Consider the following 26,171-nt stretch of genomic DNA (forward strand, 5'->3'; position numbering starts at 1 on the left):
GTGGACCTGACGACGCGCGCTGCGCGGGCGCTGCGGCGTCTCGATGCGCATCCGTGCACACCGAGGCCGCCGATCGGGCAGGGGCATTGAGATGAACGCGTTCGATCACGACAGCCTCGGCCGGGCGATGGCAGAGTTCGCGCGATCACTCGACACCGGAGGTACCGACCTCGACAGCACTTTGCGACACGTCACCACGGCCGCGGTGGAGTTGGTCCCAGGCGCCGACAGCGCCGACATTCTGACGATCACCGGTCGCAAGAAGTTCGAATCGCGGGCTGCCACGTCGGGGATGCCAGCCGAAATGGACTCGCTCCAAGCGCAACTGGGTGAGGGGCCGTGCGTCGACGCCGCGCACGATGCACTGCTCACTCGGGCCGACGATCTGGCCGTCGACTCGCGATGGCCGAAGTTTGCTCCTGCCGCAGTGGAAGCCGGTGTATCGAGCGTCCTGTCGTTCAAGCTCTACACCGGCAACGATCAAGCCGGTGCTCTGAACCTCTTCGCCGGACGCCCGCACGTCTTCGGCGCCGAGTCGATCTACCTCGGTGAGGTACTTGCCGCTCATGCCGCCATCGCGATCGTCGGAGCCCAGCGTCGGCAGCAACTGCACTCGGCGATCGCATCACGAGATCTGATCGGTCAAGCGAAGGGGATGCTCATGGAGCGCTACGCCGTCGACGCCGAGCGTGCATTCGACATGATGGTTGCGCTGTCGCAGGAATCCAACGTACCCGTGGCCGAGATCTCCCAGCGCATAGTAGATCTCGGCCCCGAGCCCCGCTGACATTCCCCGACCCGGCCGCATCGGCCGTCACGGAGTGGTTCAGTCGCCGAAACGTGCGACCAGGCGGCCGGAAACCTCGTTGCGACGCAGCCGTTCCAGGCCCGCGCCGATCTCCTCGAACGCGATGTCCGTGTAGGCCGGTTCGATTTCACGATCGAGCAACAGGCCGAACACCTCTTCGATGTCCTGAACGGTTCCTCCCAGCGAGCCGACAAGGGTCTTGCCGAGAATCGACGCCGACTGGATGGTGAAGGTCGGGAGCCCAAGGCCGACCTGGACGACTGTTCCGGTCCCTCGTTTCACGGCGTCGACAGCTTTCTGCGTAGTGTCGAAGCCCGCGTAGTCGACCACGAGATCGAAACCCTTGCCGGCCCATTCGGAGGCATCGCCCACGACATCGGCGACGCCTGCCGCCCGGGCCAGATCCCACACGGATTCCTTGGTTTCGGCGACATGCACCTCGGCGCCCGCGAGTACCGCAGCGCGAGTACCGATCTGGCCCAGTCCTCCGTACCCGATGACACCGACCTTCATTCCGGTGCTGGCGTGGCCGACCTTGATCATCGCGTGATAGGACGTCATTCCCGCATCGGTCGCGAGGGCCGCCAGCGACAGGTCGAGCCCCTCCGGCACACGGGCAAGATCAGGGGCATCGGCGACGAGTTTGTCGGCGAACCCACCGGGCGTGAACATCCCGAGCGGCGGGCGCACTCCGGAGGAACAGACGCCCACGACGTCGCCGACCTTCCAGCCCTCGACCCCGTCACCGACGGCGCTGATGACCCCGGCATTCTCATGCCCCTGGGTCATCGGCAGGAACGGCATGGTCCCTTCCCCGACCTCCATGTACATGATGTCGCTGTGGCACAAGCCCGCAGCCTTGACGTCGATGACGACCTCTCCGGGACCCGGCGTCGGTTCCGGTACCTCGTTCAATGCGATCGGTTTACCGGATCCTTCGAACTGCCATGCCCTCATTGCTGCACCTTTCCGTCGGATCGGGCCGAAGCTGTGCGCCCGACTTCTTTCCACCGTAGACATCCGCTCGTTGGAGCAGGGGCGTTCGCCGTGATGGCAGAGTGGACTTCGACGGTTTCATCTATGAAAGGCAACGATGGCGTTCTGGGATCAACTCAAAGCCAAGACCACCGAACTGAGCGGTCAGCTCAAGACCAAGAGCGATCAGTTCCGGAACAAGGAATTCGCGAACGCGAGCATGGCCATGTGCGCGCTGATCGCGGCTGCCGACGGCAGTATCGATCCGAGCGAGCGGCAGAAGACCGCCGCGCTCATCATGAGCAACGACGTCCTGTCGGTCTTCCCGCCCTCCGAACTTCGTGAGAAGTTCGACTGGTACTGCAGCAAGCTCGAGTCCGACTTCGACTTCGGGAAGGTGGAGGCCACAGCCACCATCGCGAAGCTCAAGGCCAAGCAGGATCAAGCGCGTGCCGTGATCCAGATCGGAATCATCATCGGCGGTGCCGACGGATTCTTCGACGATCATGAGAAGGCCGCGGTGCGGGGCGCTGCGCATGCGGTCGGCATCAACCCGGCAGAATTCGACCTCTGACCGCAGTACACCTGCGGATCCGCCGCCCTTCGATCCGGGCGCACGCATAAAAGAACGCTCGACCGGGCCGACCCGGTCGAGCGTTCTCGTTCGTGGCGGCTTCGGCCGCCGCACGCATCACATCTTCGCGTCGCGTGCCCGGACGAAGCTGTAGATGCCGTACATGATCAGCCCGAGGCCCACCGCGATGAGCAGGAACACCCCGAACGGCTGCGCACCCAGCGTCTTCAACGCGGCGTCGAGACCGGAAGCCTTCTCCGGATCGGCCTGGAAGACCGCGGCGATCACGAGACCGCCGATCAGCGTGACGGCGACACCCTTGGCGATGTAACCGGCCATCCCGAGTCCGCGGACGAACGAACTCGTGTTGCCCTTCAGGTCTTCGACGAACTTCTTCGTCGCGCCCTTGTAGATGTGGTAGAGGCCGACACCGATGATCACGAGAGCAGCAACGACGAGCAGGAACTTTCCGCCGCCGGACTCGAGGAGACGCGCGGTGATACCGGAGCTCTGTTCACCGCTCGACTTGCCGCTACCACGCGCATACCCGAATGCCGTGAAGGCCAGACCGAAGTACACGAGAGCGACACCGACGGCCTTGATCCGGCCGAACGTCTCGTCCTTTTTGTCCTGGCCGGCCGACGACGAGTGCGCCGCCCCGCCGAGCACACCCTCCGCAAGACGCCAGAGGGCCAATACGAAGAGCACGACGCACAGGACGGACAGCAGGAACTTGCCGCCGGGCTTGGCCGCGATTTCGGCCAGAGCGCCCGACTGTGATGCCTCCTCGTTGCTGCCCAGGGCAACGCGGATCGCGAGGTAGCCCACCAGCAGGTGCACCAGCCCACTACCGACGTAACCCGCGCGGGCGAGTCGCTCGAACCAATGATTCCGTGAGAGCCGCCCCGTTACCGAGGAGCCCCTCGAAGTCGAAATTTGCCCTGTCACTTGTCCACCCATCCTCCGGCACCGCGCGGCCGGCTTCGCTCGCCCACCCGATGCTCATCAACCTGCGCTCGTTGTCCTGTCCGGTATGCCCGAAGCCTTCGGAGATCAAACGCATTCGACTCGCAGTCGGTAGATTGGCGAGCAGCATCGAAGCCGACCACGGAGGTTCGTCGTGCGAATTGCTCATATCCCGCTCCGAGTTGCCACCGGTGCATTCATCCTCAACTCGGGACTGGGAAAACGGAATCTTCCCGCTGAGAATGCGGAGGCACTGCAGGGCATGGCCTCGCAGGCGTTCCCCTTCGTCAAGCAGTGGCGTCCGACAACGTTCGGTACGGCCTTGTCGACCGCCGAAATCGGGATCGGTGCAGCGCTACTGGCACCCGTCGTTCCGTCCTTCCTGGCGGGCGCGGCGTTGACGGCCTTCGGCGGCGGCATGATGGCGATGTACTGGAAAACCCCCGGCATGCACGAGGAAGGGGACCCGCGCCCCACCCAGGACGGACTGGCGCTCGCCAAGGACGTCTGGATGCTGGGCGGCGGCTTGACCTTGATGCTCGACGGGCTCCGCAAACGCTAGCCGTCCGGAGCCGGACCGCCCCGTGCCACCGTGGGGGCGGTCGATGATCGGAGTGCAGCCATGACGGAGAGCACGCACGCACCGTATCCACCCGGGGCGATCGCAGACGATGCGGTCACGCTCGCCCGCCGTTGGATCGAAGAGTCCGCCACCTCGACTCCCGACCGGGCAGGCCGCCAGCTGGCGGGTGTGCTGAAGGATCCGCACGGCCTCGACTTCACCGTCCGTTTCGTCGACGGGGTGATCCGTCCGGAGGACCCGACGGTCGCGGCGCACAACCTGGCCGAACTCTCCCGCGAGGTACCTTCCTTCCTTCCCTCTCATCTGCGACTGGCGTTGCGTGCCGGTGGCACGCTCGGTCCCGAGTTCCCCCACCTCGTCGTACCCGTCGCGCGCCGTGCGCTGCGGGCGATGGTCGGGCACCTGCTCGTCGATGCGACCGACCGGCGGCTCGGACGTGCCCTCGCCGTGATCCGGCGCCGTCGTGTGCGGCTGAACCTCAATCTGCTCGGGGAAGCGGTGCTCGGCGACAAGGAAGCGGCCCGCCGCTTCGAAGGCACACGGACGCTGCTGGCGCGCGACGACGTGGACTACGTGTCGATCAAGGTCTCCGCCACCATCGCCCCGCACGCCGCGTGGGGGTTCGACGAGGCCGTCACCGACATCGTGGACAGGCTCACGCCGTTGTATCGGCTCGCGGCACAGTCGGCCACACCGAAGTTCGTCAATCTCGATATGGAGGAATACCGCGACCTCGAACCGACCATCGCGGTCTTCACGAGATTGCTGGACCTGCCCGAGTTCCTGCACCTCGAGGCCGGCATCGTCGTCCAGGCTTATCTTCCCGATGCGCTCGCCGCGTTGATCCGGCTCCAGGAATGGGCCGCCTCTCGGCGTGCCCGCGGCGGCGCTCCCATCAAGGTGCGCGTGGTCAAGGGCGCAAATCTGCCGATGGAACGCGTCGAGGCGGCGCTGCGCGGCTGGCCGCTCGCTACCTGGAGCACGAAACAGGACACCGACACGAACTACAAGCGGTTGCTGCACTACGCGCTGACACCCGAACGGATCGACAACGTCCGGATCGGGGTCGCCGGGCACAACCTGTTCGATATCGCCTACGCCTGGCTCCTGGCAGGCAGACACGGCGTGCGACACGGGGTCGATTTCGAGATGCTCCTGGGCATGGCGCAGAACCAGGCCGACGTGGTGCGCCGCCACGTCGGTGGTCTGGTGCTCTACACCCCCGTCGTGCATCCCGAGGAGTTCGACGTCGCGCTGTCGTACCTGGTGCGCAGGCTCGAAGAAGGCGCGGGCCAGGACAACTACATGTCGGCCGTGTTCGATCTGCGCGACGATCCGTCGCTGTTCGAGCGGGAGGCGCAGCGATTCCGGGATTCGGTCGCTGCGCTCGACGAACGAGTCCCTGAGCCGAATCGGCGACAGGACCGCCACGAGGTTCCGGACGCCGCGGACGGCGACGGCTTCTTCAACACCGCGGACACCGACCCGTCGCTGCCCCGGAATCTGGCCTGGGGGCGGGCGATCCTCGAACGGGTTCCCTCCTCCTGCCTCGGCTCGGACCTCGTGCGCGCCCACACGGTGACGTCGTCCGATCGGCTCGACGCCATCGTGGCGGCAGCGGCGGACGCCGGGCGCGGCTGGGGCGCGCGCAGCGCCGCGGACCGGGCGACGGTGCTCGAACGTGTCGCGCGGAGGCTCGAGGCGCGTCGCGCCGACCTGTTGGAGATCATGGCGGCCGAGGGCGGCAAGACTCTCGACGAATCCGACCCGGAGGTCTCCGAGGCGATCGACTTCGCCCGCTACTACGCCGACCGGGCGCGCGATCTCGCAGCCGTGGACGGAGCCCGCTTCGTGCCCTCGGCGCTCACCGTGGTCACGCCGCCGTGGAATTTTCCGGTAGCGATCCCGGCAGGGTCGACGCTGGCGGCGCTGGCATCGGGGTCGGCGGTCGTGCTCAAGCCCGCCGCCCTGACCGCACGCTGCGGTTCCGTACTCGCCGAGGCAATGTGGGAAGCCGGGGTGCCGCGCGACGTTCTTCACCTCGTACACCTGGGAGAACGCTCGCTGGGCACGCAACTGATCTCGGATCCTCGCGTCGACCGGGTCGTGCTCACCGGTGCCTACGAGACCGCAGAGCGATTTCGATCGTTCCGGCCCGGACTGCGGCTCATGGCCGAGACCAGCGGCAAGAACGCGATCGTGGTGACGCCGAGTGCCGATCCCGACGCCGCGGTGCGCGACATCGTGCAGTCGGCGTTCGGCCATGCGGGGCAGAAGTGCTCGGCTGCGTCGCTCGTCGTCCTCGTCGGGTCGGTGGCATCGTCACGGCGGTTCCGGGACCAGCTCGTCGACGCCGTCACGTCGCTCACTGTCGGGCCGGCGCACGACCCGCGTACCCGGATGGGGCCGCTTGTCGAACCTGCGCACGGGAAGCTGCTCGACGCCCTCACCACACTGGAACCGGGCGAATCGTGGTTGACGGCACCGCGTCGGCTCGACGACGAGGGCAGGTTGTGGACTCCGGGCGTGCGCGAGGGCGTGCAACGCGGGTCGCGCACGCATCTGGTCGAGTTCTTCGGTCCTGTGCTGGGAATCATGACCGCGGCGGACCTCGATGAGGCGATCGACATCCAGAACGAAGTCGACTACGGGCTCACCGCCGGTCTGCATTCGCTCGACACCGCGGAGATCGCCCGCTGGCTGGGCCGCGTCGAGGCCGGGAACGTGTACGTCAATCGCGGGATCACGGGTGCTGTGGTGCGCAGGCAACCGTTCGGCGGCTGGAAGAAGTCGTCGGTCGGCGCGGGATTCAAGGCGGGCGGTCCCCAGTACCTCTTCGGGTTCGGTTCATGGGAGTCGCTGCCGCACAAGGCCGTCGACGCCGTTGCTGCCGACGGAGCCACCGAGGCGGTCGTCGGCCGTCTCCTGACTGCGTCTCGAGAATGGACCGGCACCGATTCGGGGATGCTGCGCCGGGCGTTCGCCGATGACGCCCGCGTATGGCGTTCGGAGTTCGGCGTCCCGAAGGATGTCAGCCGCCTCGTCGTGGAGCGGAACCTCTTCCGTTATCTTCCGGCGCGGGTGTGCGTCCGACTCGGCGAGGACGGAAACCCGGTAGATTTCGTGAGGGTACTCGGCGCGGCGGCACGCACCGGTGCGCAAGTGGAAGTGTCTTCCGCTCTTGAGATTCCACGCGCCGTCCTGTCGGCAACCGGGCAGATGATCGAAAAGAGTGTCACCGAAACCGACGCGGAGTGGCTGGATCGGATCTGCTCCGGCGACTCGGTGCGCGTCCGGATGATCGGTGGAGAGCCCCGCACTGTCGCAGAGCGCCTCGGTGGCCGTTGCGACGTGCCGGTCTGGGATCACCCTGTGACCGAGTCCGGTCGGGTGGAGATGCTGCCCTTCCTTCTCGAACAATCGGTATCGATTACGGCACACCGGTTCGGCACCCTCCACCACCTCACCGACGAGATCATCTGAGTTCGCCCCGTCCGATTGACCGGAAGCCCTGTGGAACGAATGGATCTGAGGTGCAATAGGAGCATGGATATCGCCACGACACCCCCCACCGAACGCCGGAAATTGGCGTTGGCGGCTGTGAAGGAATTAGGTCCCAATCGCACGGAAAAGGCGGCATTGAAGGTTCGGTGTCCCGCCGGCCACACCATCGCGGCCGTGTACGAGACTTCCGCGGGCCCGGTGGTCGTGTCCAAGAGCGGACCGGGCGGGCGTGGCAACCGCGACCGTGAAGCGACCGGTCACCACGGCGACAAGCTCCATTCCGAGTTCGTCGACACGCTCGAGGCGACGCAGTTCGAGGACGACGGCATTCCGTCCGGATGCGCGTGCGGACCGAAAGGGCTGTCCCGCAAAAAGTTACAGGCCGCCTTCGCGGCACAGGAACACGTCGTGAACCTGACCTGACCGGTCAGATCCCCAGGTTCCACCGAATCCGGAACAGATCGAGAACCTGGTCCGCCCAACCGAGCACCGACAGCGACGAGTCGACATTCTGCGGAGGCGCCTGCACCAGGGTGTCGTTGCGGAGCAACCGGGCGAAATCCACTTCGACGCGACCCTCGCGCACCGCACCGCGGGGATGCCGGAACTCCACGCCGGCTCGCACCATGATGTCGACGATCTCCTGCGCGAGGATGCCGTAGCCGACAGTCGTCGGATGCACGCCGTCCAAGGAGAACAAGCCGCCCGTGGCGCGTCCGCCGTTCCCGTCCGCGGACAGGAACCGGGTGTCCGGGACGGGCATGAGAGCGGCGAGCAGCGGCGGCAGCGGATACGGAGTCCACCACTCCGGACGCGCCGCGAGATCATCGACGTAGCGGCGCGCGGCCAGACGGTCGAGGATTCCCGCAGAGTCGAGCAGGTACCAGTCGAGACCGCCCCGGCGAGCATCGGCGACTGCCTCCGTGATGGTGATGTTGTAGAGGTCGATCGCGGTGTCGACCGCGTACGCCTGCGCACCCGTGAGGTGCTCGTCGCGAGCAGGGTCGAAGCGGCCTTCGTCGATCCAGGGCCGGGTGTAGTACGGAAAGTACGGTGACCCTGACTTCGTGCCGATCCCCCGGGCTATCGGCGCGATGGTGACGTGCGGGACGGTGCACAGGATGATGTGACGAGCCTCGACCGTCCGGAGTCGCGCCACGACCTCGGCGAATTCGGCGTCGAAGTGCTCCGGTGTCCAGATCGTGGCGTCGCGGGTGCGCTCGAGTTGCCGGAAGTCCTCACCGCTCCACACGACCCGCAGTTCGGTGGCGGCGCGCAAGGCGTTGTTGGCGCCCAGGAAGACCACCAGCGTCTCGATACCGGCATCGGTGCCGTCGTCGTGCTCGGCACCGAGCGCCCGCGCGGCGTCGAACACGGTCTCGTGACGACGCTGCTCGTCCCAGCGCGGATAGACCCTGAGAGCGGCGCGCTCCGCATTGTTCTCGACGATTTGGTCGACGAGGTTGTCCCGCGGGGTCGCGAGCGCACGTTCGCAGTGTGCCGCGGTCTTCTCCAGCGCGTCCCGCAGATCCCAGCCGTAGCAGGAGAGATTGTGGTTGTAGCCGGCCACGATCGGCGCCTCGGCACCCGGGCCGCGCTCCCAGTAGTCCTCGACCTCGTCCATGAACCCGCGCACAGCGAACAAGGCCGTCGGAAGTTCCCACACGTCGAGACGGCCCCCGTATCGATCCTCGAGCCGGCGCAACAACAATTCGACGTTGAGTGGCAGCCCCCCGGGTCCTCCGAAGCGGGGATACCGGAAGGCCGCAAGGATGCCCAGTTCGTAGGCGACGATCGCGGGTACCGACACCTCCGTCCGGTAGATCGCACCGCTCTGGAATCCCTGGAGAAGCGAGTCGCCGACGGCGACGAGCCGATGGGGCGGAACCCCGCGCGGGGTCGGGCGGTCGACGGCGATACCGGCGGTCGGATCGAAGACCGGCGGGCGGGGAGCGCGCTGGGCCTGTGCCACGACAGAGTCCGGGGTTCCCTCCGGCAACGCGGCCTGTGCGGACACGGGGCCACCCCCTCGGTGTGTCGTCCGTCGAGCGTGGGCCGCGTGCGTGAGGTCTGTCAAGGGTGCGGTGAGGTGTCGCCGGTGCGCGAGAGTATGCAGACTGGACGGGACCATCGTGGCCGCACGGCCACCGACACGGAGAAGCAGGAGGGTGGATGACGAGCGCCGACTTCGCCCACACCGACCGCGCTGAAAAGAATCGCCGGGAGAAGGCGGTGGGCCTCGCCCGCTACACCTGGAACCGCGGTGTCACCGGCGCGGAGTTGCTGGCCATGTCCGACGACACGCGCAGGCGGCTGGCACGAGCCGCAGACGCCCACCCGCCGCGCACGATGGAAACGTGGGCGCTCGTGGCGCAGTTGCTCGACGAGAAGACCGCATGGGCGCACGAGCACCCGGATCATCCTTCGGCCACGCGCACCCACCCCGACGAGAAGATCATGTGGGTCAAGCCGCCGGTCAGGTCCTGGCTCGACTGACGCGAGGGTGCGACTGCGGGGCGGAGGTGGTAGAAATGCACTCCGTGTCCGAGAGTGCAATTTCTATCGACGAGGGTGCCCGGACCCGTCGCATGCAGCGGACACGCGCCGCGCTCGTCGAGCACGCACGCACACTCACCGCCCGTCGGGGTCTCGCCGGCTTCACCGTCGAGGAACTGTGCGAACACGTCGGCGTGTCGCGGCGAACCTTCTTCAACTACTTCGCCTCGAAAGAGGATGCGGTGCTCGGCAACCCGCCTGCAGCACTCACCCCGGAAGACCGCGACGAGTTCGTGGCGGGGGGCGACCGCGCCGGGCCCGGCTCCTCGCCGGCCCTGCTGCGCGATATCGCGCGGCTCGCCGTTGCACTGTTCGAACGCAACGATTTCACTCGGGAACAACATCGACTCCGCTGCGAGATCGTGCGCAGCGAACCTCAGTTGCTCGCCCGCATGATGTCGCTGGGCGAGTCGCACCAGCAGGACTTCGCCGAACTGATCGCCGCACGCGAAGGGCTCTCCGCCGACGACCCCTTCGTCCGCGTCACCGTGCGATTCGTCGCCGGTCTCATTCACGACGCCGTCGACGAGTTCTTCCGCACGCCCGACAGCCCACCGTTCCGCGACCTGCTCGAACGCGACATCGGATGCGCCCAGCGGCTGCTCGAACACCCTCTCGACCTCCACGACCCGACAGGAATACGGTGACCTCTACCGCAGAACCACTGGTTCTCTCCCAACGCCGAATCTGGATCATCTTCTCGGCCCTGATCGCCGGCATGCTGCTGGCGAGCCTCGACCAGACGATCGTCTCGACCGCGATGCCCACCATCGTGGGCCAGCTCGGCGGCGTCGAGCACCAGGCGTGGATCACCACCGCATACCTGCTCGCCACCACGATCGTGATGCCCGTCTACGGCAAGTTCGGCGACGTCTTCGGCCGCCGGTACCTGTTCATGATCGCCATCGCGATTTTCACCCTCGCGTCGGCGGGCTGCGCGTTCACCGACGACTTCTGGACGTTCGTGGTCTTCCGCGCTCTGCAGGGCGCCGGAGGCGGCGGCCTGATGATCTTGTCGCAGGCCATCATCGCCGACATCGTTCCCGCCAGCGAACGTGGCAAGTACATGGGTCCGCTCGGCGCGATCTTCGGTCTCTCCGCCGTCGGTGGCCCGCTGCTCGGCGGGTTCTTCGTCGATCACCTGACGTGGGAATGGTGCTTCTACATCAACATTCCCGTCGGCATCGTCGCGCTGCTGATCTCGTGGTTCATGCTCACGCTGCCGACGAAGAAGCCCACCAAGCGCATCGACATTCTCGGTGTGATCACGCTGTCGCTCGCGACGACCTGCCTGATCTTCTTCACCGATTTCGGCGGCGACGCGGACCGCGGCTGGAGCGACCCGCTCACCTGGGCATTCGGCATCGGCCTGCTGGCCATGGCATGCCTGTTCGTGCTCGTCGAATCCCGGGCACAAGACCCCATCATCCCGCTGTCGCTGTTCCGCAATTCGATCTTCGTCAACGCGACCGCGATCGGTTTCGTGCTCGGTCTCGGTATGTTCGCAGCGCTCGCGTTCATGCCCACGTTCCTGCAGATGTCGTCCGGCACCTCCGCGGCGGTATCGGGCCTGCTGCTGCTGCCCATGATGGTCGGCCTCCTGATCACCTCGATCGGCTCGGGCCTCGCGATCACCAAGACGCAGCGCTACAAGATGTACCCGATCGCCGGGGCCTCGATCACCGCGCTGGCGATGCTGTGGCTGACCACCCTGCAAGGCAGCACACCACTGTGGGTGATCTGCTCGATGCTCTTCGTCTTCGGACTCGGGCTCGGCCTGATCATGCAGGTGGTCATCCTCGTCGTCCAGAACGCAGTGCCGGTCGACGAGATCGGTACCGCCACGAGCTCGAACAACTACTTCCGCGAGGTGGGCGCCGCGCTGGGTGTCGCGATCTTCGGCACGATCTTCACCAACCAGCTCTCCGTGAAGCTCACCGACGTGTTCACCACCGCGGGGGCCGATCCGGAGCAGGCCGGACAGGCCACCGCCACCCTCGACCCCGCGATCATGAAGGCACTGCCCGACGAGGTGCGGCAGGGCGTCGTCGACGCCTACGCGGACTCGCTCGCCCCCGTCTTCTGGTACCTCATCCCGTTCCTGATCGTCGCCATCGTCCTGGCCTGCTTCCTGAAGGAGATCCCGCTCTCCGACGAAGCCGGCATGGTGGCGCGTGGCGAAGCGATCAGCGCGAAGGACGCGGAAGCAGCGCGCACGGCGTCCGCCGAACACGACACCGTGGCGGTGTCCGCCCCCGGCGACCGGACGGAACCACCGGCGTCACCGGGCTCGTAGCGGCCGGTTCCGCACGCCAGGGACCGAGAGGTCCGGCGCAGCGCGCGGAACCTCACGTGATCGAATGGACGCCCAGAGGCGACATGCCGCGGCGGGCAGGCAACGGGAGGCGACACATGGGTCGGAGCATCACACCGGTCCGCGTCAAGGACGTGACGATCGGCGAGGGCACACCCAAGATCATCGTGCCCGTCACCGGCCGGACCCCGGACGAACTGCACGCGCAGGTCGAGGCACTGTCCGGGCAGGTCGCCGATGTCGTGGAGTGGCGGGTCGACTTCTTCGGCACCCTCGAGGACACCGCGTCGGTGGTCGCCCAGGCGCACGCGCTCGCCGGCGCCCTCGGTGCCACGCCGCTGCTCGCGACCTGCCGCACCGCGCACGAAGGCGGACAGGCCACCTCGGGCGACGACGCGTACGCCGAGCTGGCGATCGCGCTCGCGGAGAGCGGTGTCGTGGATCTGATCGACGTGGAGTACCGGCGCGAGAGCCACGCGGTGAAACGGATCGTCGCGTCCGCCCACGCCCGGAACGTCGCGGTGGTCGCGTCCAACCACGATTTCGATGCCACGCCCCCGAAAGACGAGATCGTCTCGCGGTTGCGCGCGATGCAGGCACTCGGAGCGGACATCTGCAAGATCGCGGTGATGCCCCGGTCCGCTGCCGACGTGCTCACCCTGCTCGATGCGACACGCATCATGCACGAGGAGTACGCGGATCGCCCGCTGATCACCATGTCGATGGGTGGCCTGGGGGTGGTCTCCCGGATCGCCGGTCAGGTGTTCGGTTCCGCCGCGACCTTCGGGATGGTGGGCACGGCATCGGCACCCGGGCAGGTCGACGCCTCGGAACTGCGCGCGCTGCTCGACGTCCTCGAGCGGTCGCGGTAGGCGCCGACCGGCACCTCTACCGGTCGGCGTCCGCGTCGTCCCACAGTTTCATCAGCGTCGTGAGAATCTCCTGGGCGGCACCGAGACCGGCGAGATGACTCTCACCCGGCAGATGATGGAACTCCGCGTCGGGCAGCAGATCCACCATGTGCAGGCCGTGTTCGAACGGAATGATGTGGTCGCTGTCGCCGTGCCACCAGCGGACCGGCACCTTCACGTCCGACACGCGAAAGCCCCAGTCGCGGGTGAACACCACGATGTCGGCGAACGGCGCGGAGATGCGGTGCCGGCTGCCGTTGAGCAGGTCGTCGAGGAACATCGCCTTGAACTCCGGCCTCGCGAGCAGACGGCGGTCGGCCTCCGGCGAGAGTCGTCCGTAGAGGTCGATGATCGGCGACCCCAAGGGCCGGACCAGCCGGATACCGGCGCTCAGTGCGGTACCGATGGGGGCGCCCGCCACCTGAAGGACCGGCGCGACGAACGTTCCCAGTCGCATCAGCGCACTGCTGATCGCCTCCGGACCGACCACCGGGGCGACACCGCCGAGCACTGCGGCAGCCACCACCCGATCCTGCAGCGCGTACGCGGACGCCAGCGTGAAGGGACCGCCGCCGGAGAGGCCGACGACCGCCATCCGATCGACGCCCAGGGTGTCGGCGATGATCTCCAGGTCGTCGGTGAAGGCCAGGACGTTCTCGTACAGGTGCGGGGTCGACGACCCGATCCCCGGACGGTCGATCCCGATCAGCCGGATGTTCTCCCGTTCGGCGAAGGCGCGGGCTTCGACGGGGATCTGGCGGCGCGCTCCCGGGGTGCCGTGCAGCCAGAACACCGCGCGTCCCTGCGCGGAGCCGAATTCGGCGAAACCGAGACGGCGACCGTTTCCGACCGCGACCGTACCTTCGAGCTTCGGTCGTTCGACGTCCATGCGCGTCAGCATGGCATGTGTCGGCGGTCACGTACATCTCCGCGACGTGCGTCGGCCGGGCGATTTCGCAGACCCCGGCGCCCGGACGGTGGTCTGATGGAAGCGTCACCCACGAAGGGACCGATTCATGACCGAATCCTCGAACTCGGGCCGCGTGGCGGTGGTAACCGGCGCGTCGTCCGGCATCGGTGCCGCGACCGCACGTGCCCTCGCGGGCGCGGGCTTCCGCGTCGCGCTGCTCGCACGTCGCCTCGCCCGGATCGAAGCTCTCGCGGCCGACCTGGGCAGCGGTGCGCTCGCGATCCGGGCCGACGTGACCGACCGCGATTCCCTCGTCGCCGCTGCTCAGCGGGTGCAGGACGAGTTCGGCGGAGCGGACGTCCTGATCAACAACGCGGGCGTCATGCTGCTCGGACCGTTCTCGCCGAAGTTTCACGACGACTACCGCAGGATGATCGAGGTCAACCTGCTCGGGGCCATCACGACCACCGAGGTCTTCCTCGAGCAGCTTCGGGACGGTGGCGGGGACCTCGTCAACATCTCCTCGGTTGCCGGACGTACCGCCCGGCCCACCAACGGTGTCTATGCCGCCACGAAGTGGGGAATCAACGGCTGGTCCGAGTCACTGCGCCAGGAACTGCACCCCGACGTGCGCGTGATGCTCATCGAGCCCGGAATCGTCGACACCGAGTTGCCGACGCACATCACCGACAACGCGACCCGGCAGGTCGTGCAACAGGGTTACGACGCCTCCACGGTGGAGCCACCCGACATCGCGGACGTGATCGTCTTCGCGCTCACCCGTCCCCGTCATCTGACCATCAACGAGATCCTTCTCCGCCCCTCCGACCAGGCCGGCTGAGCGTGCCCGGAGTACTGCGGTCGCACGCGGATATCGATCGAACGCCACACTCGGTGTGATGCGGGTTACAGTAATCTGACCACAGCCAGAGTCAGATCCCGACCCGACGGGAGATGTACCCCGTGACGAAGATGCTCGCTCCCCCGCCGCCCGGTCTCGAGCCCGTCCCCGGCGACAGCGGACTCCCGTACATCGGCTACGCGCTGGACTACATGCGGGACCCGATCAAGGCCTACGACAAGCGGTTCCACCGGCACGGCCCCGTGTCGTGGTTCCGGTTCGCCGGGCGCCCGTGGGTCGTGCTCATCGGGCCCGACGCCGTGGGAGCGGCATTGCAGAACCGCGACCGCGCCCTGCAGAGCGGCCCGGGATGGCGCGCGTTGATCGGCCCGTTCTTCGACCGCGGACTGATGCTCATGGACGGCGACGAACACACCGCGCATCGCCGGATCATGGCGAAAGCCTTCACGCGCGACCGCCTCGCGCTCTACACCGACGCGATGCATCCGTCGATCGAACGCACGCTCGAGACCTGGGTCCCCGGTGACGGCTTCCGGGCCTACCCCGCGCTCAAGGAACTCACCCTGAGTCTGGCCACCGAGATCTTCATGGGCGGCGCCGAGGGATCGTCGGACCAGGAGATGCAGGAGGTCAACCGCGCCTTCATCGGGTGCGTACAGGCGGCGACCGCGATCGTCCGCTATCCGTTGCCCGGCAGCAGGTGGCGCAAGGGCATCCAGGGACGCAAGCGGCTCGAGGCGTTCTTCCGCCGCTACCTGCCCGCACGGCGCGCAGCCGAGGGCAACGACATCTTCTCGGTCTTCTGCCACGTGGAGTCCGAGGACGGGGAACGGTTCTCGGACGACGACGTCGTCAACCACATGATCTTTCTGATGATGGCAGCACACGACACCTCCACCATCACGCTCTCGACGGCGATGCAATATCTCGGCCAGTACCCCGAGTGGCAGCAGCGGTGCCGCGAGGAATCCGAAGCGCTCGGCACCGCGACGCCCGTCTTCGCGCAACTCGACGACCTCACCGCGCTCGATCTGGTGATCAAGGAGTGCCAGCGCCTGGTCACGCCGGTACCCGGCGTCGTGCGCCGGGCAGGGGCCGACACCGAGATCCTGGGGCATTTCATTCCCAAGGGCACGCTCGTCAACGTCGGTGTCCACTACAGCCACCACATGGCCGAATTGTGGCCGGATCCCGAACGTTTCGACCCCGAGCGGTTCGCTCCCGAACGGCGGGAGGACCGCGTCCATCCCCACGCGTGGACGCCTTTCGGCGGTGGCGTGCACCGCTGTCTCGGGCAGCACTTCTCGGGCGCCGAGATCAAGTCGGTGCTGCACCACCTGCTGCTCCGGTACGAGTGGGACGTACCCGCCGACTACGTCGCACCGATGAACTTCACGTCACTGCCGTTTCCCGACGACGGAGGGCCGATCAACCTCCGCGCCAGGTGACCGCTCCGCTTCAGCACGACGACAGAACGCGGGCCATGGCGTCGCGCTCTTCCGGGGTGACCCACAGCCGGTACTCGACCTTCACCTCGACCTGCCGCGCCACGTAGTCGCAGTGATAGCCCGCATTCGGTGGCAGCCAGGCGGAGGCGTCGGAGTCGCCTTTCGACTGGTTGGTGCGGCCGTCGACCGCCTGCAGATTGCGCGGATCGTTGGCCAGGTTGCGACGCGCCTGGTCGTCGAGGTAGCGGGCACCCTTCTTCCAGGCGTCGGACAAGGCCACGATGTGGTCGATCTGCACCGCGGAGGACGTGTCGGTGCCGCGTCGGAAGAAGATCTCCAGGTTCGTGTACGTATCCCGCAGGGTGCCGGTCCGGACCGTGCAGTCCTTCGTGGCGGGCTCGAGCGAGATGTCGACGAGGTCGCGCTTGAGAATGTCGTTGCGGGTGTCGCAGCCGTTGCGGCCGAACCCGACCGTGACGTTGTCGGTCCAGGCGGGCCCGAAGAGCTCACGGCTGTAGCCGTCCTGAGGATCGGCGGCGCGTACCGGCAGCGCCGAGAGCGCCGCGAGGACCGCCGTGGGGTCGCCTCCCGTGGCAATCCCCACCGGCGGCTCCGCTGCCCCCGACTCGTCGGTGACGACGGGTTCGAGGACGACGACCGCGATCGAGACCGCGATGAAGCACAGAATCCACAGCCATCGAGGAATCGACGGCTGTCCTGTACGGGCCATGTACTACTGCGCCAGCGGAGGCATCTTCACGATCTGGCCGGCGTAGGACAGGCCGGCACCGAACGCGAGGAGAAGGGCGGTGTCGCCCGCCTCGACCTGACCGGTGCGCAGCATCTTCTCCATCGCCAGCGGGATCGACGCGGCAGAGGTGTTGCCGGTCTCGATGATGTCGTCGGCCACCTGCACGGACTCGGGAAGCTCGAGCTGCTTGACGATGACGTCGTTGATACGCAGGTTCGCCTGGTGCGGCACGAACGCGTCGAGGTCGGCGAGAGCGACCCCGGACTTGTCGGCGATCTGGCGGGCGTACTTGCTCATCTCGAAGGCTGCCCAGCGGAACACCGCGGTGCCTTCCATGATGATCCAGGGACGCTTCTGCTGCGGGTTCTGGGCGAAGTCGACCCAGTCGGGCTCCTGGCGGATGGCGTTGCCCTGCGAACCGTCCGATCCCCACACCGTGGGGCCGACACCGACCTCGTCGGAGGCACCGACGACGACCGCGCCCGCACCGTCACCGAAGATGAATCGCACGGAGCGGTCGGTGGGTTCGGTGGCGTCGCTCATTCGCTCGACACCGACGACGAGCACCTTCTCCGCGGTCCCGGCGCGCACCAGGTCGGATGCGACACCCAACGCGTAGCAGAAGCCTGCGCAACCGGCCTGGATGTCGAGGGCGGCGGCGCCGCCGGTACCGAGGCGGTCCGCGACGAGCGCGGCGGCCTGGGGCGTCTGGAAGCCGTAGGTGGAGGTCGCGATGATGACGGTGTCGATCTGCGGGCCGCTCAGTCCGGCTGCGTCGAGCGCCTTCGAGGCGGCATCGACCGACATGTCCACGATCGTCTCTTCGGGGTGCGCCTTCGCGAAACGGCGTTCCTTGATTCCGGATCGCGACTGGATCCACTCGTCGCTGGAATCGATCTGTTCACAGATCTCCGCGTTGGTGACGACCCGCTCGGGCCTGTGCACACCCAACCCGAGAAGCGCGCTGTTCCTCAGCGTGGCGGGGACGGCGATCTGTGCACCCATCAGGCGAACTCCTCCTCCTCGGGCACTGCTCATCAGTGCGCCGCATCGAGACACGGTAGCGCGGGTTACGAAAATGTCACAGCACGGGGTCCGGGCAGGCCGCGCCCAGTGGTATCGCACCTCGTCGGAGCCGGTATCGCGCCCGGTCGCTACCGTGCCGGTATGGACGCACAGGACTGGGACGACCGGTACGAATCCTCGGAACTGGTGTGGGGCGCTCCGCCCAACCCGGTGGTGGTGGAGTTCGCGACGTCGCTGCCGCACGGGCGCGCGCTCGATCTCGGCTGCGGGGAGGGCCGCCACTCGTTATGGCTCGCGACGCGCGGCTGGGAGGTGGTCGGCACCGACTTCTCGGCCGTGGCGCTGGACAAGGCCCGCCGAATCGCTGCGCAGGCGCCCAAGAGATCGCGCGACCGGTTGCGATATCAGCTCTCCGATGTGATTTCCGACACCTTCGACGGCACGTATGACTTGATCCTCTCGGTATTCCTGCATTTCCCTCCGTCGCAACGGAAAGCACTCGTCGACAAAGCCGTCAGTTCGCTGAAACCTGACGGAATCCTCATATTTCTCGGCCACGACTCGACAAATCTCCAGCATGGAGTCGGAGGCCCCAAGGATGCCGAGATCCTCTACACACCAACAGATGTCGTGAACGACATCGACGGCCGACTCGATATCGAGGTTGCCGAACGCAGGCACCGCGAAACGGAAGCGGGAACTGCCGTCGATGCCTTGGTGGTGGCACGCAAAGTCAGTCTTGGAAGTTAGTTGCCCGACGAGTAACATAGAGATGTTACCGACGAGTAATAAGCTTGGGCGGTACTTGATCCAACTGGACCGCACCACACCCCCGGGAGACATCAGACATGGGCCATTACAAGAGCAACCTCCGCGACCTCGAGTTCAATCTCTTCGAGTTCCTGCAGATTCAGAAGGTCCTCGAAACAGGTGCGTTCGGCGACCTCGACGAGGAGACCTCGCGCGGCATCCTTTCCGAGGTCAAGGCGCTCGCCGAGGGTCCCGCTGCCGAGGCATTCGCGGAAACCGACCGCACTCCCCCGGTCTTCGACCCGGAGACCCACTCGGTGTCCATCCCCGAGGGCTTCAAGAAGGCGTTCCGGGCGTGGTGGGATGCCGGCTACTGGTCCATGGGCATCCCTGAGGAGCTCGGCGGCACCGAGTCGCCGCGCGCGCTCCTGTGGGCGGTCAACGAGATGATGCTCGGCGCGCAGCCCGCCGCATTCATGTACGCAGCAGGTCCCGCCTTCGCCGGCGTGCTGTTCGAGAACGGCACCGACGAGCAGAAGCAGTGGGCCGCCACCTGTGTCGAACGCGGCTGGGGCGCCACCATGGTGCTCACCGAGCCCGACGCCGGATCCGACGTGGGCGCGGGCCGCACCAAGGCGATCAAGCAGGACGACGGCTCGTGGCACATCGAGGGCGTCAAGCGCTTCATCACCTCGGCCGACTCCGACGACCTGTTCGAGAACATCTTCCACCTCGTCCTCGCCCGCCCCGAGGGCGCCGGCCCCGGCACCAAGGGCCTGTCGCTCTTCTTCGTCCCGAAGTTCCACTTCGACTTCGAGAAGGGCGAGATGGGCGACCGCAACGGCGTGTTCGTCACCAACGTCGAGCACAAGATGGGTCTGAAGGCCTCCGCGACCTGCGAGCTCACCTTCGGTGGCCACGGCGTCCCGGCCAAGGGCTGGCTCGTCGGTGAGGTCCACAACGGCATCGCGCAGATGTTCGACGTCATCGAGCACGCTCGCATGATGGTCGGCACCAAGGCCATCGCCACCCTGTCGACCGGCTACCAGAACGCACTTGCGTACGCCAAGGACCGCATCCAGGGCGCCGACCTGACCCAGATGTCCGACAAGACCGCCCCGCGCGTGTCGATCCTGCACCACCCCGACGTGCGCCGCTCGCTCGCGATGCAGAAGGCGTACTCCGAGGGCCTGCGCGCCGTGTACCTCTACACCGCCGCACACCAGGACGACGTTGTCGCCGAGCAGGTCTCCGGCGCCGACGCCGGCCTCGCCCACCGCATCAACGACCTGCTTCTGCCGGTCGTCAAGGGCTGTGGCTCGGAGCGGGCCTACCAGTACCTGACCGACTCGCTGCAGACCTTCGGTGGTTCCGGCTTCCTCCAGGACTACCCGATCGAGCAGTACATCCGCGACGCGAAGATCGACTCGCTGTACGAGGGCACCACCGCCATCCAGGCGCAGGACTTCTTCTTCCGCAAGATCGCCCGCGATCGCGGTGTCGCTCTCGCCCACGTGGCCGGACAGATCAAGAAGTTCCTCGAGCGCGAGAGCGGCGACGACCGTCTCAAGGCGGAGCGTGCACTGCTCGCCACCGCCCTCGACGACACGCAGGCCATGGTCGCGACGCTCACCCAGTTCCTCATGGGTGCGCAGGAGCAGCCGACCGAGCTGTACAAGGTCGGTCTCGGATCGGTCCGCTTCCTCGAGTCCTTCGGTGACCTGATGATCGGCTGGCTGCTGCTCGAGCACGCCGAGATCGCACTCACCGCGCTCGACGCCGGTGCGGACGCCAAGGACAAGGCCTTCTACGAAGGCAAGGTCGCCGCAGCGTCGTTCTTCGCCAAGAACGTTCTGCCGCAGCTGACCACGTCGCGCAACGTCATCGCCAATGTCGACCTCGACATCATGGAGCTCGACGAAGCCGCATTCTGATCCCGGCGTAACACCCGAGGACACAACGAGACGACAGTGGCTCCCGCCGATTATCGGCGGGAGCCACTGTCGTCCGGTTACCGCTCGATCAGAACACGACCACCCCGCGCAGATTCCTGCCCTCGTGCATGTCGGTGAAGCCTTGGGCGATGTCGTCGAGCTTGTAGGTGGACGTCACCAGCTCGTCGAGCATGAGCTTGCCCGAGGTGTAGAGGTCGATCATCCAAGGGATGTCGGCGGTCGGCGCGAAGGCGCCGAACAACGAGCCCTGGAGTCGCTTCTGGTACAGCACCAATTCCATGGCGCTGATGGGGATCCCGAAGTCGGTCATCTTCCCGAGACCGGTCACCACACAGGTGCCGGCCTTCCGGATCGACGAGAACGCCTCCGCGATGTGCTCGCCGGTCGTCACGCCCACGGTGACGATCGCGGCATCGGCGCCCTGCCCGTTGGTGTACGAGCGCGCGATCTCGGTAGCTTCCGTCATACCCGCGACGGCATGGGTCGCACCGAACCGCAGTGCACTCTCGCGCTTGAACTCCACCGGGTCGACGGCGATGATGTGGGCCGCTCCGGCGTGCGCGGCTCCCTGCACGGCGTTGATGCCGATTCCGCCGATTCCCTGCACGATGACGGTCTGCCCGGGATACACCTCTGCGGAGTTGACCGCCGCGCCCCATCCGGTGCCGACACCGCAGCCGAGCAGGCACAGCTTGTCGAGCGGGAGATCCTTGTCCACCTTGATCGCGGAATCGACGCTGACGGTGGTGTATTCGCTGAACGTGGACAGGCCGCACGTCTGTGCGACCTCGACGCCGTCGAGGCTCAGCCGGAAGCTCGCCGGATCGTCGGGGCGGCTGCCGGTCATGATCGCCGCACCTCGATCGCACAGGTTCTGGAGGCCCTTCGCGCACCAGCGGCACCGTCCGCACGCAGCCAGGAACGAGAACACCACATGGTCGCCCTCGCTCCATCCCGTGGTGCCGGGTCCGACCTGCACCACCACACCGGCACCCTCGTGACCGCCGCAGATGGGGTAACTGCCGACCGCGTGGTCACCGGTGGCGATGTGGTCGTCGGAATGACACAGCCCGGCGGCCACCATCCGGACCATCAGTTCGCCGTGGCGCGGTTCGTCCAACTCGAGGTCGGCGATCTCGTAGGTACCGGGTGCTGTGCGGATAATCGCGCCACGGGTCTTCATCAGGTGTTCTCCTCGGGGTGGGGGCGAGCGTGGGGTAGCCGGGCAGTCACGGGGTGATCTGAGCCGCCATCGCGGCGCGGTATCCCTCGCCGTACGGCGGCAACATTCCCCACTCGCGGCGCGGATCATGTTCCGGTGACTCGAAAATTGTTCGGCTGTGGCTGAATTCGAGGAATCCTTCGCGACCGCTGTAGTGACCCATCCCGGATTCACCGACACCGCCGAACGGCGCGTCGAGCATCCCCGCGTGCATCAGCACGTCGTTGATCGTGACGCCACCGGACGTGGTGCCGTCGACGACGGTGCGCTGCTCGTCGGCGTCCCTCCCGAAGTAGTACAGCGCCAAGGGTTTCGGACCCGAGTTGACGGTGTCGAGGACGTGCGCGAGATCGTCGTATGTCCGCACCACCAGGGCGGGTCCGAAGATCTCTTCCCGCGAGATCGCCGCAGACTCTGGCGGGTCGAGCACCAAGCGCAGCGGCCGACGGCGTTCCTCGGTGCTGATCGGCTCGTCCGGAGCCACCTCGACTCGTGCGCCCAGTCCTGCTGCCTCGCTGACGTATCCGTCGATCCGTGCGGCATGCCGGTCATCGACGATCGCGGTGGCGTCCGGATTTCCGGCCACCGTGGGCAGCAACTCCGCGTAGGACCGGGTTATCGCCGAAACAAACGACTCGAGGGATTCGGCGGGCACGTACACGGTGTCGGCGTTGACGCAGAGCTGACCGCCGTTGGTGGCCTTGGCAACCGCGATACGGAACGCCGCCGTGTCGAGGTCGGCCGAGCGCCCGATGATCACCGGCGACTTCCCGCCCAGTTCCAGGGTCACCGGGACGAGGTTGCGGGCAGCGTTCTCGAGCACCGAGCGACCGGCGGCCACACCACCGGTGAAGACGATGTGGTCGAAGGGCAGCGACGTGAGGGACCGCGCGACATCCGGGCCACCGGTGACCACCGCGACGTCCACGGGATCGAGGAACTCGGCGGTCGCCTCGGCCAGCACCTGCGCGGTGCGCGGGACCACCTCGGACGGTTTGAGCACCGCGCGGTTGCCGGCTGCGAGGACACCGGCGAGTGGGCCCATCAGGGTGTAGACCGGAGCGTTCCACGTTCCGATGATCGCGACCGAGCCCTTGGGCTGGTAATGGATCGCAGCGGTGGCACCGAGTTGGTCGTAGGGCGCGAACACCGTCCGCTGCTCCGGCTGCATCCAGCCGTCGAGGTGATCGCGCGCGTACTTCAGAGCGGTCACCGAGCCGAGCACGTCGTTGACGGTCGTGTAGCCCGGATGACGTCCACCGAAGTCGGCGTCGATCGCCTCGACCAGTTCGTCGCAGCGGGCGACGAGCATGTCGATCACCCGCTGGATGCGGGCCCGGCGTTCCGCGGGAGAACTCGTCCGATGGGAACGGAACTCGGCCTGCTGATCTGCGAGAAGCTCGCCGGCCGGCGACTCCGCGCTGATGTGTGTGGTCATGCCGCCGAGGCTATGAGCGGCGTCACACTCCTCGACATGGAATCTCGCTCAGCGGGACCGGCCGAATCTCAGTTCCCGGGTGCGGTCACGGACTCGGGCTGTCTCCGCGCGGGCGCCGCGGCTTCCGGCTCCGCGATCGGGTCGGCCGCATCGGAGACAGTGCTCTCCGCAGGCGCCTGCGCCGGCGCTTCTCCGGCCGGAGCGCTCGCGGGCGTCGACGACGCCGGTGCCGGCGCCGGCGCCGGGCTCGCCGGAGCGGGCGCGTCGCCCCCCGTGCCCTGATCACCTTCGGAGTCGGCACCGTCCTTGTCGTCGGGCTCGACGCACTTGACGATCGGCACCGGGTCGTAGCGCACCGTCCGCGTCGTGTTCGAAATCTGCGCACCCGTCTTTGCGTCGGTCACGACGCGCGTATCGGAGACCGTGAATCCCTTGGCGCCGCTCGACGCGATGCAGCCGGGGCCGGCAGGCAACGTGATGGTGTTCGGCGTGGTGAAGTTCGTCCGCTCACCCGTGATCGACTGCACGTCCACGGTCTTGGTTCCCCACAGACGCACCGTCACGTCGGAACTGGTGGTGATCGTCTGGATGAGCACGCCCGTCTCGAACGGATTGCGGAACTGCAGGTCGATCGCACCCTCGAAGACAGTGGCCTCACGGGCGGCGGGATAGCGGGAGATGTAGTAGCTGTGCTCGGTGTGGGCCACGTCCTCCATGCCCGCGAAGTAGGACGCGTTGTAGAGCGTGGTCGCGAGCTGGCTGATGCCGCCGCCGACCGCTTTGCCGGGGCGTCCCGCCTCGATGATGCCCGATTCGACATAGCCCTCCGCTGCGCCGCGGGGGCCGGTGTACCCGTTGAGAGAGAAGGTCTCTCCCGGTTTCACGACCGCACCGTTGATCTCTGCGGCGGCCAGGCGGATGTTGACACCGGAGGCGTATTCGAAACCGCCGGTCGTGTACTCCCCGATGACCTCGTTGATGCCGAGCTTCTCCGCTGCCTCGGTGGTGAGCGCGGGGTCCACGGTTTGGTAGACCGCGTCGACGACCCGGTCGTCGGTGACGGCGAGCAGTTCGGGGAACGTTTCGAGGGTCTTTGCCCAGTCGACGAGTTCGCCCTTCACACCGGGCACCACCGCAGGACGTCCACCCTGGATCTCGATCCGGGCGTCGCGGGGCTCGGTTTCAGTCGGCCGGAGCTGAGGCGCGAGAATCTCGACGGCCGCCTCGGGATGGTATTCCGGCGTCAATCCGCCTTTACCGTCCGGCGCGAACGACAGCACCGCACCGACCTGGTCGCGTGCGAGGGTCGCCGTCGTCCCGTCCTTGCCGCGCACGACGAGGTCGGCGGAGACCGCCGGAACCGCGATGTCGGCGAGTGCACGGTCCAGGCCTTCACGCGTGACCGTGACATCGACCTGCTCGACCGGCAGCGACACTTCACCGAATGCCCAGCGCTCGGCGAACACGTCGGATGCGGCAGCGACATCTACGCGCTGACCGGGCTGTGGGGTGACGGGGACGGGGGTGCCGCCCTCGAACACGATGTTGCCCTCGCGCGGCGAATACGCGGCGGCCGCCGTGAACTCGTCGATGGCGACGGCGAGCGTTGCGTCGTCTCGGGTGGAGACGACGCCGATCTCCTCGTCGCCGAAGAAGGAGGCGAGTCTCGTGAAGGGGTTCAGGGGCTGGGCTCCGACGCGGTCGAGCGTCGCCTCCCAATCGATACCGATCCCGGCCTGAGCAGGCACGATTTCCCCGCTCGTCTCCCCGGCGACAACCGGGACGGGCTCGTCGAGGCGCTCGCTGAGCACCTGACGCAGGTGTGCTTCCGCCTCGTCGAGCGACTCCCCGCCGATCTCGATGCCGGCAACGGTGACGCCGCGCGGCACCTTGCCGGAACTGACCGCGAGGTCTGCGACGTACAGCACGGCGAGCAGGGCGACGACTCCGCCGACGACGAGCGCGACCGTTCGCCTGGGCACTCCCGACCACCAGGAGCCCGATCCGTCGCCGGACGACCCGGAGTTGCCGCCGGCCGGAGGCGCGACCGGGGGCGGTGACCCGGGCGGCGGTGTAGGAGGCGACGCCGGGGGCGGCGCGTTGCGGGAATCCGGAGCCGAGGAGGGCAGCGGTGTACTTCCGGCCGGCTTCGGGGACGAGGCATCCGACGAGCGGTGGATACGGGCGGTGGACGCGTCGCCGCGGCCGGCTTGTGTCACCACCGGAATCACCGCCGTGGCCGCTTCGGACGGGTCCGCCTCGGGCCGTGCTGTCTCGGGGCGCGGTGCTTCGGGGCGCGCGGTCTCGAGTTTTGCCGTCTCAGGCTGGGAGGTGCCGGCCCGAGACGTCTCGGGCTGCGGTGTGCCGGAGTGCGGCGTCTCAGGCTCCGGCGGCTCGGTGCCGGTACCGGTACCGGCAGGCTCTTCACGGGGAGTCTCCGGGACCCGCGGCGCCGAAAAAGCAGCGAACTGCTCGGTCGGAGCCGACGAACTGTCTGCCTCGGTTGCCGACGAACCCCGCGAATCGGGCTCGGCCGGTCGAACGTCGTCGTTCTCGTGTTCGGAGCCGTCGGTCCCGTGTGTGCCGCTCACCCAAATCCCTTCACCAACTGGGCGCGC

At 67.2% G+C, this 26,171-nt stretch carries 22 protein-coding genes; 13 read left to right on the forward strand and 9 right to left on the reverse strand.

All coding sequences use genetic code 11. From position 1 onward, the window contains the following. Nucleotides 1-91 precede the first annotated feature (91 nt). Nucleotides 92-787 (forward strand): GAF and ANTAR domain-containing protein, encoded by a 696-nt coding sequence (locus ACFWBU_RS09980; protein ID WP_296550467.1) that lies wholly within the window; start codon nucleotides 92-94, stop codon nucleotides 785-787. A gap of 39 nt (nucleotides 788-826) precedes the next feature. On the opposite strand, the gene ACFWBU_RS09985 is transcribed toward ACFWBU_RS09980, so the two are convergent. After that, nucleotides 827-1,765 (reverse strand): zinc-binding dehydrogenase, encoded by a 939-nt coding sequence (locus ACFWBU_RS09985; protein ID WP_296550466.1) that lies wholly within the window; start codon nucleotides 1,763-1,765, stop codon nucleotides 827-829. Nucleotides 1,766-1,901: 136 nt separating this feature from the next. Here ACFWBU_RS09985 and ACFWBU_RS09990 point away from each other — a divergent pair, with 136 nt between their 5' ends. Further along, nucleotides 1,902-2,357 carry a tellurite resistance TerB family protein gene (locus tag ACFWBU_RS09990; RefSeq protein WP_169622171.1) on the forward strand — a complete coding sequence of 152 codons (456 nt, stop codon included), beginning with the start codon at nucleotides 1,902-1,904 and terminating at the stop codon, nucleotides 2,355-2,357. Between the two features lie 117 nt (nucleotides 2,358-2,474). Here the strand turns inward: ACFWBU_RS09990 and ACFWBU_RS09995 are convergent, their stop codons facing one another. Further along, nucleotides 2,475-3,305, reverse strand: coding sequence for a DUF1206 domain-containing protein (locus ACFWBU_RS09995; RefSeq protein ID WP_346765192.1), 831 nt, complete (start codon nucleotides 3,303-3,305; stop codon nucleotides 2,475-2,477). A gap of 172 nt (nucleotides 3,306-3,477) precedes the next feature. On the opposite strand from ACFWBU_RS09995, the gene ACFWBU_RS10000 reads away from it, so the two are divergent. The 3 genes from ACFWBU_RS10000 (at nucleotide 3,478) to ACFWBU_RS10010 (ending at nucleotide 7,833) form a co-directional block, all read left to right on the forward strand. Beyond that, nucleotides 3,478-3,885, forward strand: coding sequence for a hypothetical protein (locus ACFWBU_RS10000; RefSeq protein WP_169622169.1), 408 nt, complete (start codon nucleotides 3,478-3,480; stop codon nucleotides 3,883-3,885). A gap of 60 nt (nucleotides 3,886-3,945) precedes the next feature. Next, on the forward strand, nucleotides 3,946-7,389 hold the full coding sequence (locus tag ACFWBU_RS10005; RefSeq protein ID WP_378528162.1) for a proline dehydrogenase family protein: 3,444 nt from the start codon (nucleotides 3,946-3,948) through the stop codon (nucleotides 7,387-7,389). Between the two features lie 195 nt (nucleotides 7,390-7,584). After that, nucleotides 7,585-7,833: a hypothetical protein gene (locus tag ACFWBU_RS10010; RefSeq protein ID WP_240952518.1), complete on the forward strand. Its 249-nt coding sequence runs from the start codon at nucleotides 7,585-7,587 to the stop codon at nucleotides 7,831-7,833. A gap of 4 nt (nucleotides 7,834-7,837) precedes the next feature. Here the strand turns inward: ACFWBU_RS10010 and ACFWBU_RS10015 are convergent, their stop codons facing one another. Further along, nucleotides 7,838-9,427, reverse strand: a complete 1,590-nt coding sequence (locus tag ACFWBU_RS10015) for a hypothetical protein (RefSeq protein ID WP_378528163.1) — start codon at nucleotides 9,425-9,427, stop codon at nucleotides 7,838-7,840. Between the two features lie 155 nt (nucleotides 9,428-9,582). Between ACFWBU_RS10015 and ACFWBU_RS10020 the strand changes: the two genes are divergently transcribed. The 4 genes from ACFWBU_RS10020 (at nucleotide 9,583) to aroD (ending at nucleotide 13,152) form a co-directional block, all read left to right on the forward strand. Then, on the forward strand, nucleotides 9,583-9,906 hold the full coding sequence (locus tag ACFWBU_RS10020) for a hypothetical protein (RefSeq protein WP_169622166.1): 324 nt from the start codon (nucleotides 9,583-9,585) through the stop codon (nucleotides 9,904-9,906). 44 nt (nucleotides 9,907-9,950) lie between these two features. Beyond that, nucleotides 9,951-10,613 (forward strand): TetR/AcrR family transcriptional regulator, encoded by a 663-nt coding sequence (locus tag ACFWBU_RS10025; protein ID WP_378528164.1) that lies wholly within the window; start codon nucleotides 9,951-9,953, stop codon nucleotides 10,611-10,613. Beyond that, nucleotides 10,610-12,262: an MDR family MFS transporter gene (locus ACFWBU_RS10030; protein ID WP_296550462.1), complete on the forward strand. Its 1,653-nt coding sequence runs from the start codon at nucleotides 10,610-10,612 to the stop codon at nucleotides 12,260-12,262. The genes ACFWBU_RS10025 and ACFWBU_RS10030 overlap by 4 nt, the downstream gene beginning before the upstream one ends. Nucleotides 12,263-12,378: 116 nt before the next feature. Then, complete coding sequence (gene aroD, locus ACFWBU_RS10035; protein ID WP_378528165.1) at nucleotides 12,379-13,152, forward strand: type I 3-dehydroquinate dehydratase; 774 nt, start codon at nucleotides 12,379-12,381, stop codon at nucleotides 13,150-13,152. Between the two features lie 16 nt (nucleotides 13,153-13,168). On the opposite strand, the gene ACFWBU_RS10040 is transcribed toward aroD, so the two are convergent. Continuing rightward, nucleotides 13,169-14,080 carry an alpha/beta fold hydrolase gene (locus tag ACFWBU_RS10040; protein ID WP_296549892.1) on the reverse strand — a complete coding sequence of 304 codons (912 nt, stop codon included), beginning with the start codon at nucleotides 14,078-14,080 and terminating at the stop codon, nucleotides 13,169-13,171. A 127-nt stretch (nucleotides 14,081-14,207) separates the two neighbouring features. Between ACFWBU_RS10040 and ACFWBU_RS10045 the strand changes: the two genes are divergently transcribed. Further along, nucleotides 14,208-14,942 (forward strand): SDR family oxidoreductase, encoded by a 735-nt coding sequence (locus tag ACFWBU_RS10045; protein ID WP_169622161.1) that lies wholly within the window; start codon nucleotides 14,208-14,210, stop codon nucleotides 14,940-14,942. 122 nt (nucleotides 14,943-15,064) lie between these two features. After that, nucleotides 15,065-16,411 (forward strand): cytochrome P450, encoded by a 1,347-nt coding sequence (locus tag ACFWBU_RS10050; RefSeq protein WP_378528166.1) that lies wholly within the window; start codon nucleotides 15,065-15,067, stop codon nucleotides 16,409-16,411. 10 nt (nucleotides 16,412-16,421) lie between these two features. Here ACFWBU_RS10050 and ACFWBU_RS10055 read toward each other — a convergent pair whose 3' ends face one another. Both ACFWBU_RS10055 and ACFWBU_RS10060 read right to left on the reverse strand, forming a co-directional pair. After that, nucleotides 16,422-17,141, reverse strand: coding sequence for an HNH endonuclease family protein (locus ACFWBU_RS10055; protein ID WP_296549890.1), 720 nt, complete (start codon nucleotides 17,139-17,141; stop codon nucleotides 16,422-16,424). A 3-nt stretch (nucleotides 17,142-17,144) separates the two neighbouring features. Further along, complete coding sequence (locus ACFWBU_RS10060; protein WP_378528167.1) at nucleotides 17,145-18,167, reverse strand: beta-ketoacyl-ACP synthase III; 1,023 nt, start codon at nucleotides 18,165-18,167, stop codon at nucleotides 17,145-17,147. Between the two features lie 162 nt (nucleotides 18,168-18,329). Between ACFWBU_RS10060 and ACFWBU_RS10065 the strand changes: the two genes are divergently transcribed. Together ACFWBU_RS10065 and ACFWBU_RS10070 are read left to right on the forward strand one after the other, a co-directional pair. Then, on the forward strand, nucleotides 18,330-18,938 hold the full coding sequence (locus ACFWBU_RS10065; protein WP_169622157.1) for a cyclopropane-fatty-acyl-phospholipid synthase family protein: 609 nt from the start codon (nucleotides 18,330-18,332) through the stop codon (nucleotides 18,936-18,938). 98 nt (nucleotides 18,939-19,036) lie between these two features. Beyond that, nucleotides 19,037-20,872, forward strand: a complete 1,836-nt coding sequence (locus tag ACFWBU_RS10070; RefSeq protein ID WP_169622156.1) for an acyl-CoA dehydrogenase — start codon at nucleotides 19,037-19,039, stop codon at nucleotides 20,870-20,872. An 88-nt stretch (nucleotides 20,873-20,960) separates the two neighbouring features. Here the strand turns inward: ACFWBU_RS10070 and ACFWBU_RS10075 are convergent, their stop codons facing one another. The 3 genes from ACFWBU_RS10075 to ACFWBU_RS10085 all read right to left on the reverse strand — a co-directional run bounded on the left by ACFWBU_RS10075 (nucleotide 20,961) and on the right by ACFWBU_RS10085 (nucleotide 26,144). Further along, nucleotides 20,961-22,076, reverse strand: a complete 1,116-nt coding sequence (locus ACFWBU_RS10075) for an NDMA-dependent alcohol dehydrogenase (RefSeq protein ID WP_169651470.1) — start codon at nucleotides 22,074-22,076, stop codon at nucleotides 20,961-20,963. A gap of 46 nt (nucleotides 22,077-22,122) precedes the next feature. Next, nucleotides 22,123-23,553 (reverse strand): aldehyde dehydrogenase family protein, encoded by a 1,431-nt coding sequence (locus ACFWBU_RS10080; RefSeq protein WP_378528168.1) that lies wholly within the window; start codon nucleotides 23,551-23,553, stop codon nucleotides 22,123-22,125. Nucleotides 23,554-23,621: 68 nt separating this feature from the next. Next, nucleotides 23,622-26,144 (reverse strand): VanW family protein, encoded by a 2,523-nt coding sequence (locus tag ACFWBU_RS10085; RefSeq protein ID WP_378528169.1) that lies wholly within the window; start codon nucleotides 26,142-26,144, stop codon nucleotides 23,622-23,624. Nucleotides 26,145-26,171 lie beyond the last annotated feature (27 nt).

Origin of the sequence: Rhodococcus sp. NPDC060084 (assembly GCF_042730335.1) — a bacterium.
GTDB lineage: Bacteria > Actinomycetota > Actinomycetes > Mycobacteriales > Mycobacteriaceae > Rhodococcus.

Bases quoted from the DNA above. Each gene is read 5' to 3' on its own strand.
- ACFWBU_RS10005 (WP_378528162.1), top strand. From the start codon at position 3,946: ATGACGGAGAGCACGCACGCACCGTATCCACCCGGGGCGATCGCAGAC.
- aroD (WP_378528165.1), top strand. From the start codon at position 12,379: ATGGGTCGGAGCATCACACCGGTCCGCGTCAAGGACGTGACGATCGGC.
- ACFWBU_RS10075 (WP_169651470.1), bottom strand. From the start codon at position 22,076: ATGAAGACCCGTGGCGCGATTATCCGCACAGCACCCGGTACCTACGAG.
- ACFWBU_RS10070 (WP_169622156.1), top strand. From the start codon at position 19,037: ATGGGCCATTACAAGAGCAACCTCCGCGACCTCGAGTTCAATCTCTTC.
- ACFWBU_RS10060 (WP_378528167.1), bottom strand. From the start codon at position 18,167: ATGGGTGCACAGATCGCCGTCCCCGCCACGCTGAGGAACAGCGCGCTT.
- ACFWBU_RS10065 (WP_169622157.1), top strand. From the start codon at position 18,330: ATGGACGCACAGGACTGGGACGACCGGTACGAATCCTCGGAACTGGTG.
- ACFWBU_RS09985 (WP_296550466.1), bottom strand. From the start codon at position 1,765: ATGAGGGCATGGCAGTTCGAAGGATCCGGTAAACCGATCGCATTGAAC.
- ACFWBU_RS10045 (WP_169622161.1), top strand. From the start codon at position 14,208: ATGACCGAATCCTCGAACTCGGGCCGCGTGGCGGTGGTAACCGGCGCG.
- ACFWBU_RS10055 (WP_296549890.1), bottom strand. From the start codon at position 17,141: ATGGCCCGTACAGGACAGCCGTCGATTCCTCGATGGCTGTGGATTCTG.
- ACFWBU_RS09980 (WP_296550467.1), top strand. From the start codon at position 92: ATGAACGCGTTCGATCACGACAGCCTCGGCCGGGCGATGGCAGAGTTC.
- ACFWBU_RS10020 (WP_169622166.1), top strand. From the start codon at position 9,583: ATGACGAGCGCCGACTTCGCCCACACCGACCGCGCTGAAAAGAATCGC.
- ACFWBU_RS10040 (WP_296549892.1), bottom strand. From the start codon at position 14,080: ATGGACGTCGAACGACCGAAGCTCGAAGGTACGGTCGCGGTCGGAAAC.
- ACFWBU_RS10080 (WP_378528168.1), bottom strand. From the start codon at position 23,553: ATGACCACACACATCAGCGCGGAGTCGCCGGCCGGCGAGCTTCTCGCA.
- ACFWBU_RS09990 (WP_169622171.1), top strand. From the start codon at position 1,902: ATGGCGTTCTGGGATCAACTCAAAGCCAAGACCACCGAACTGAGCGGT.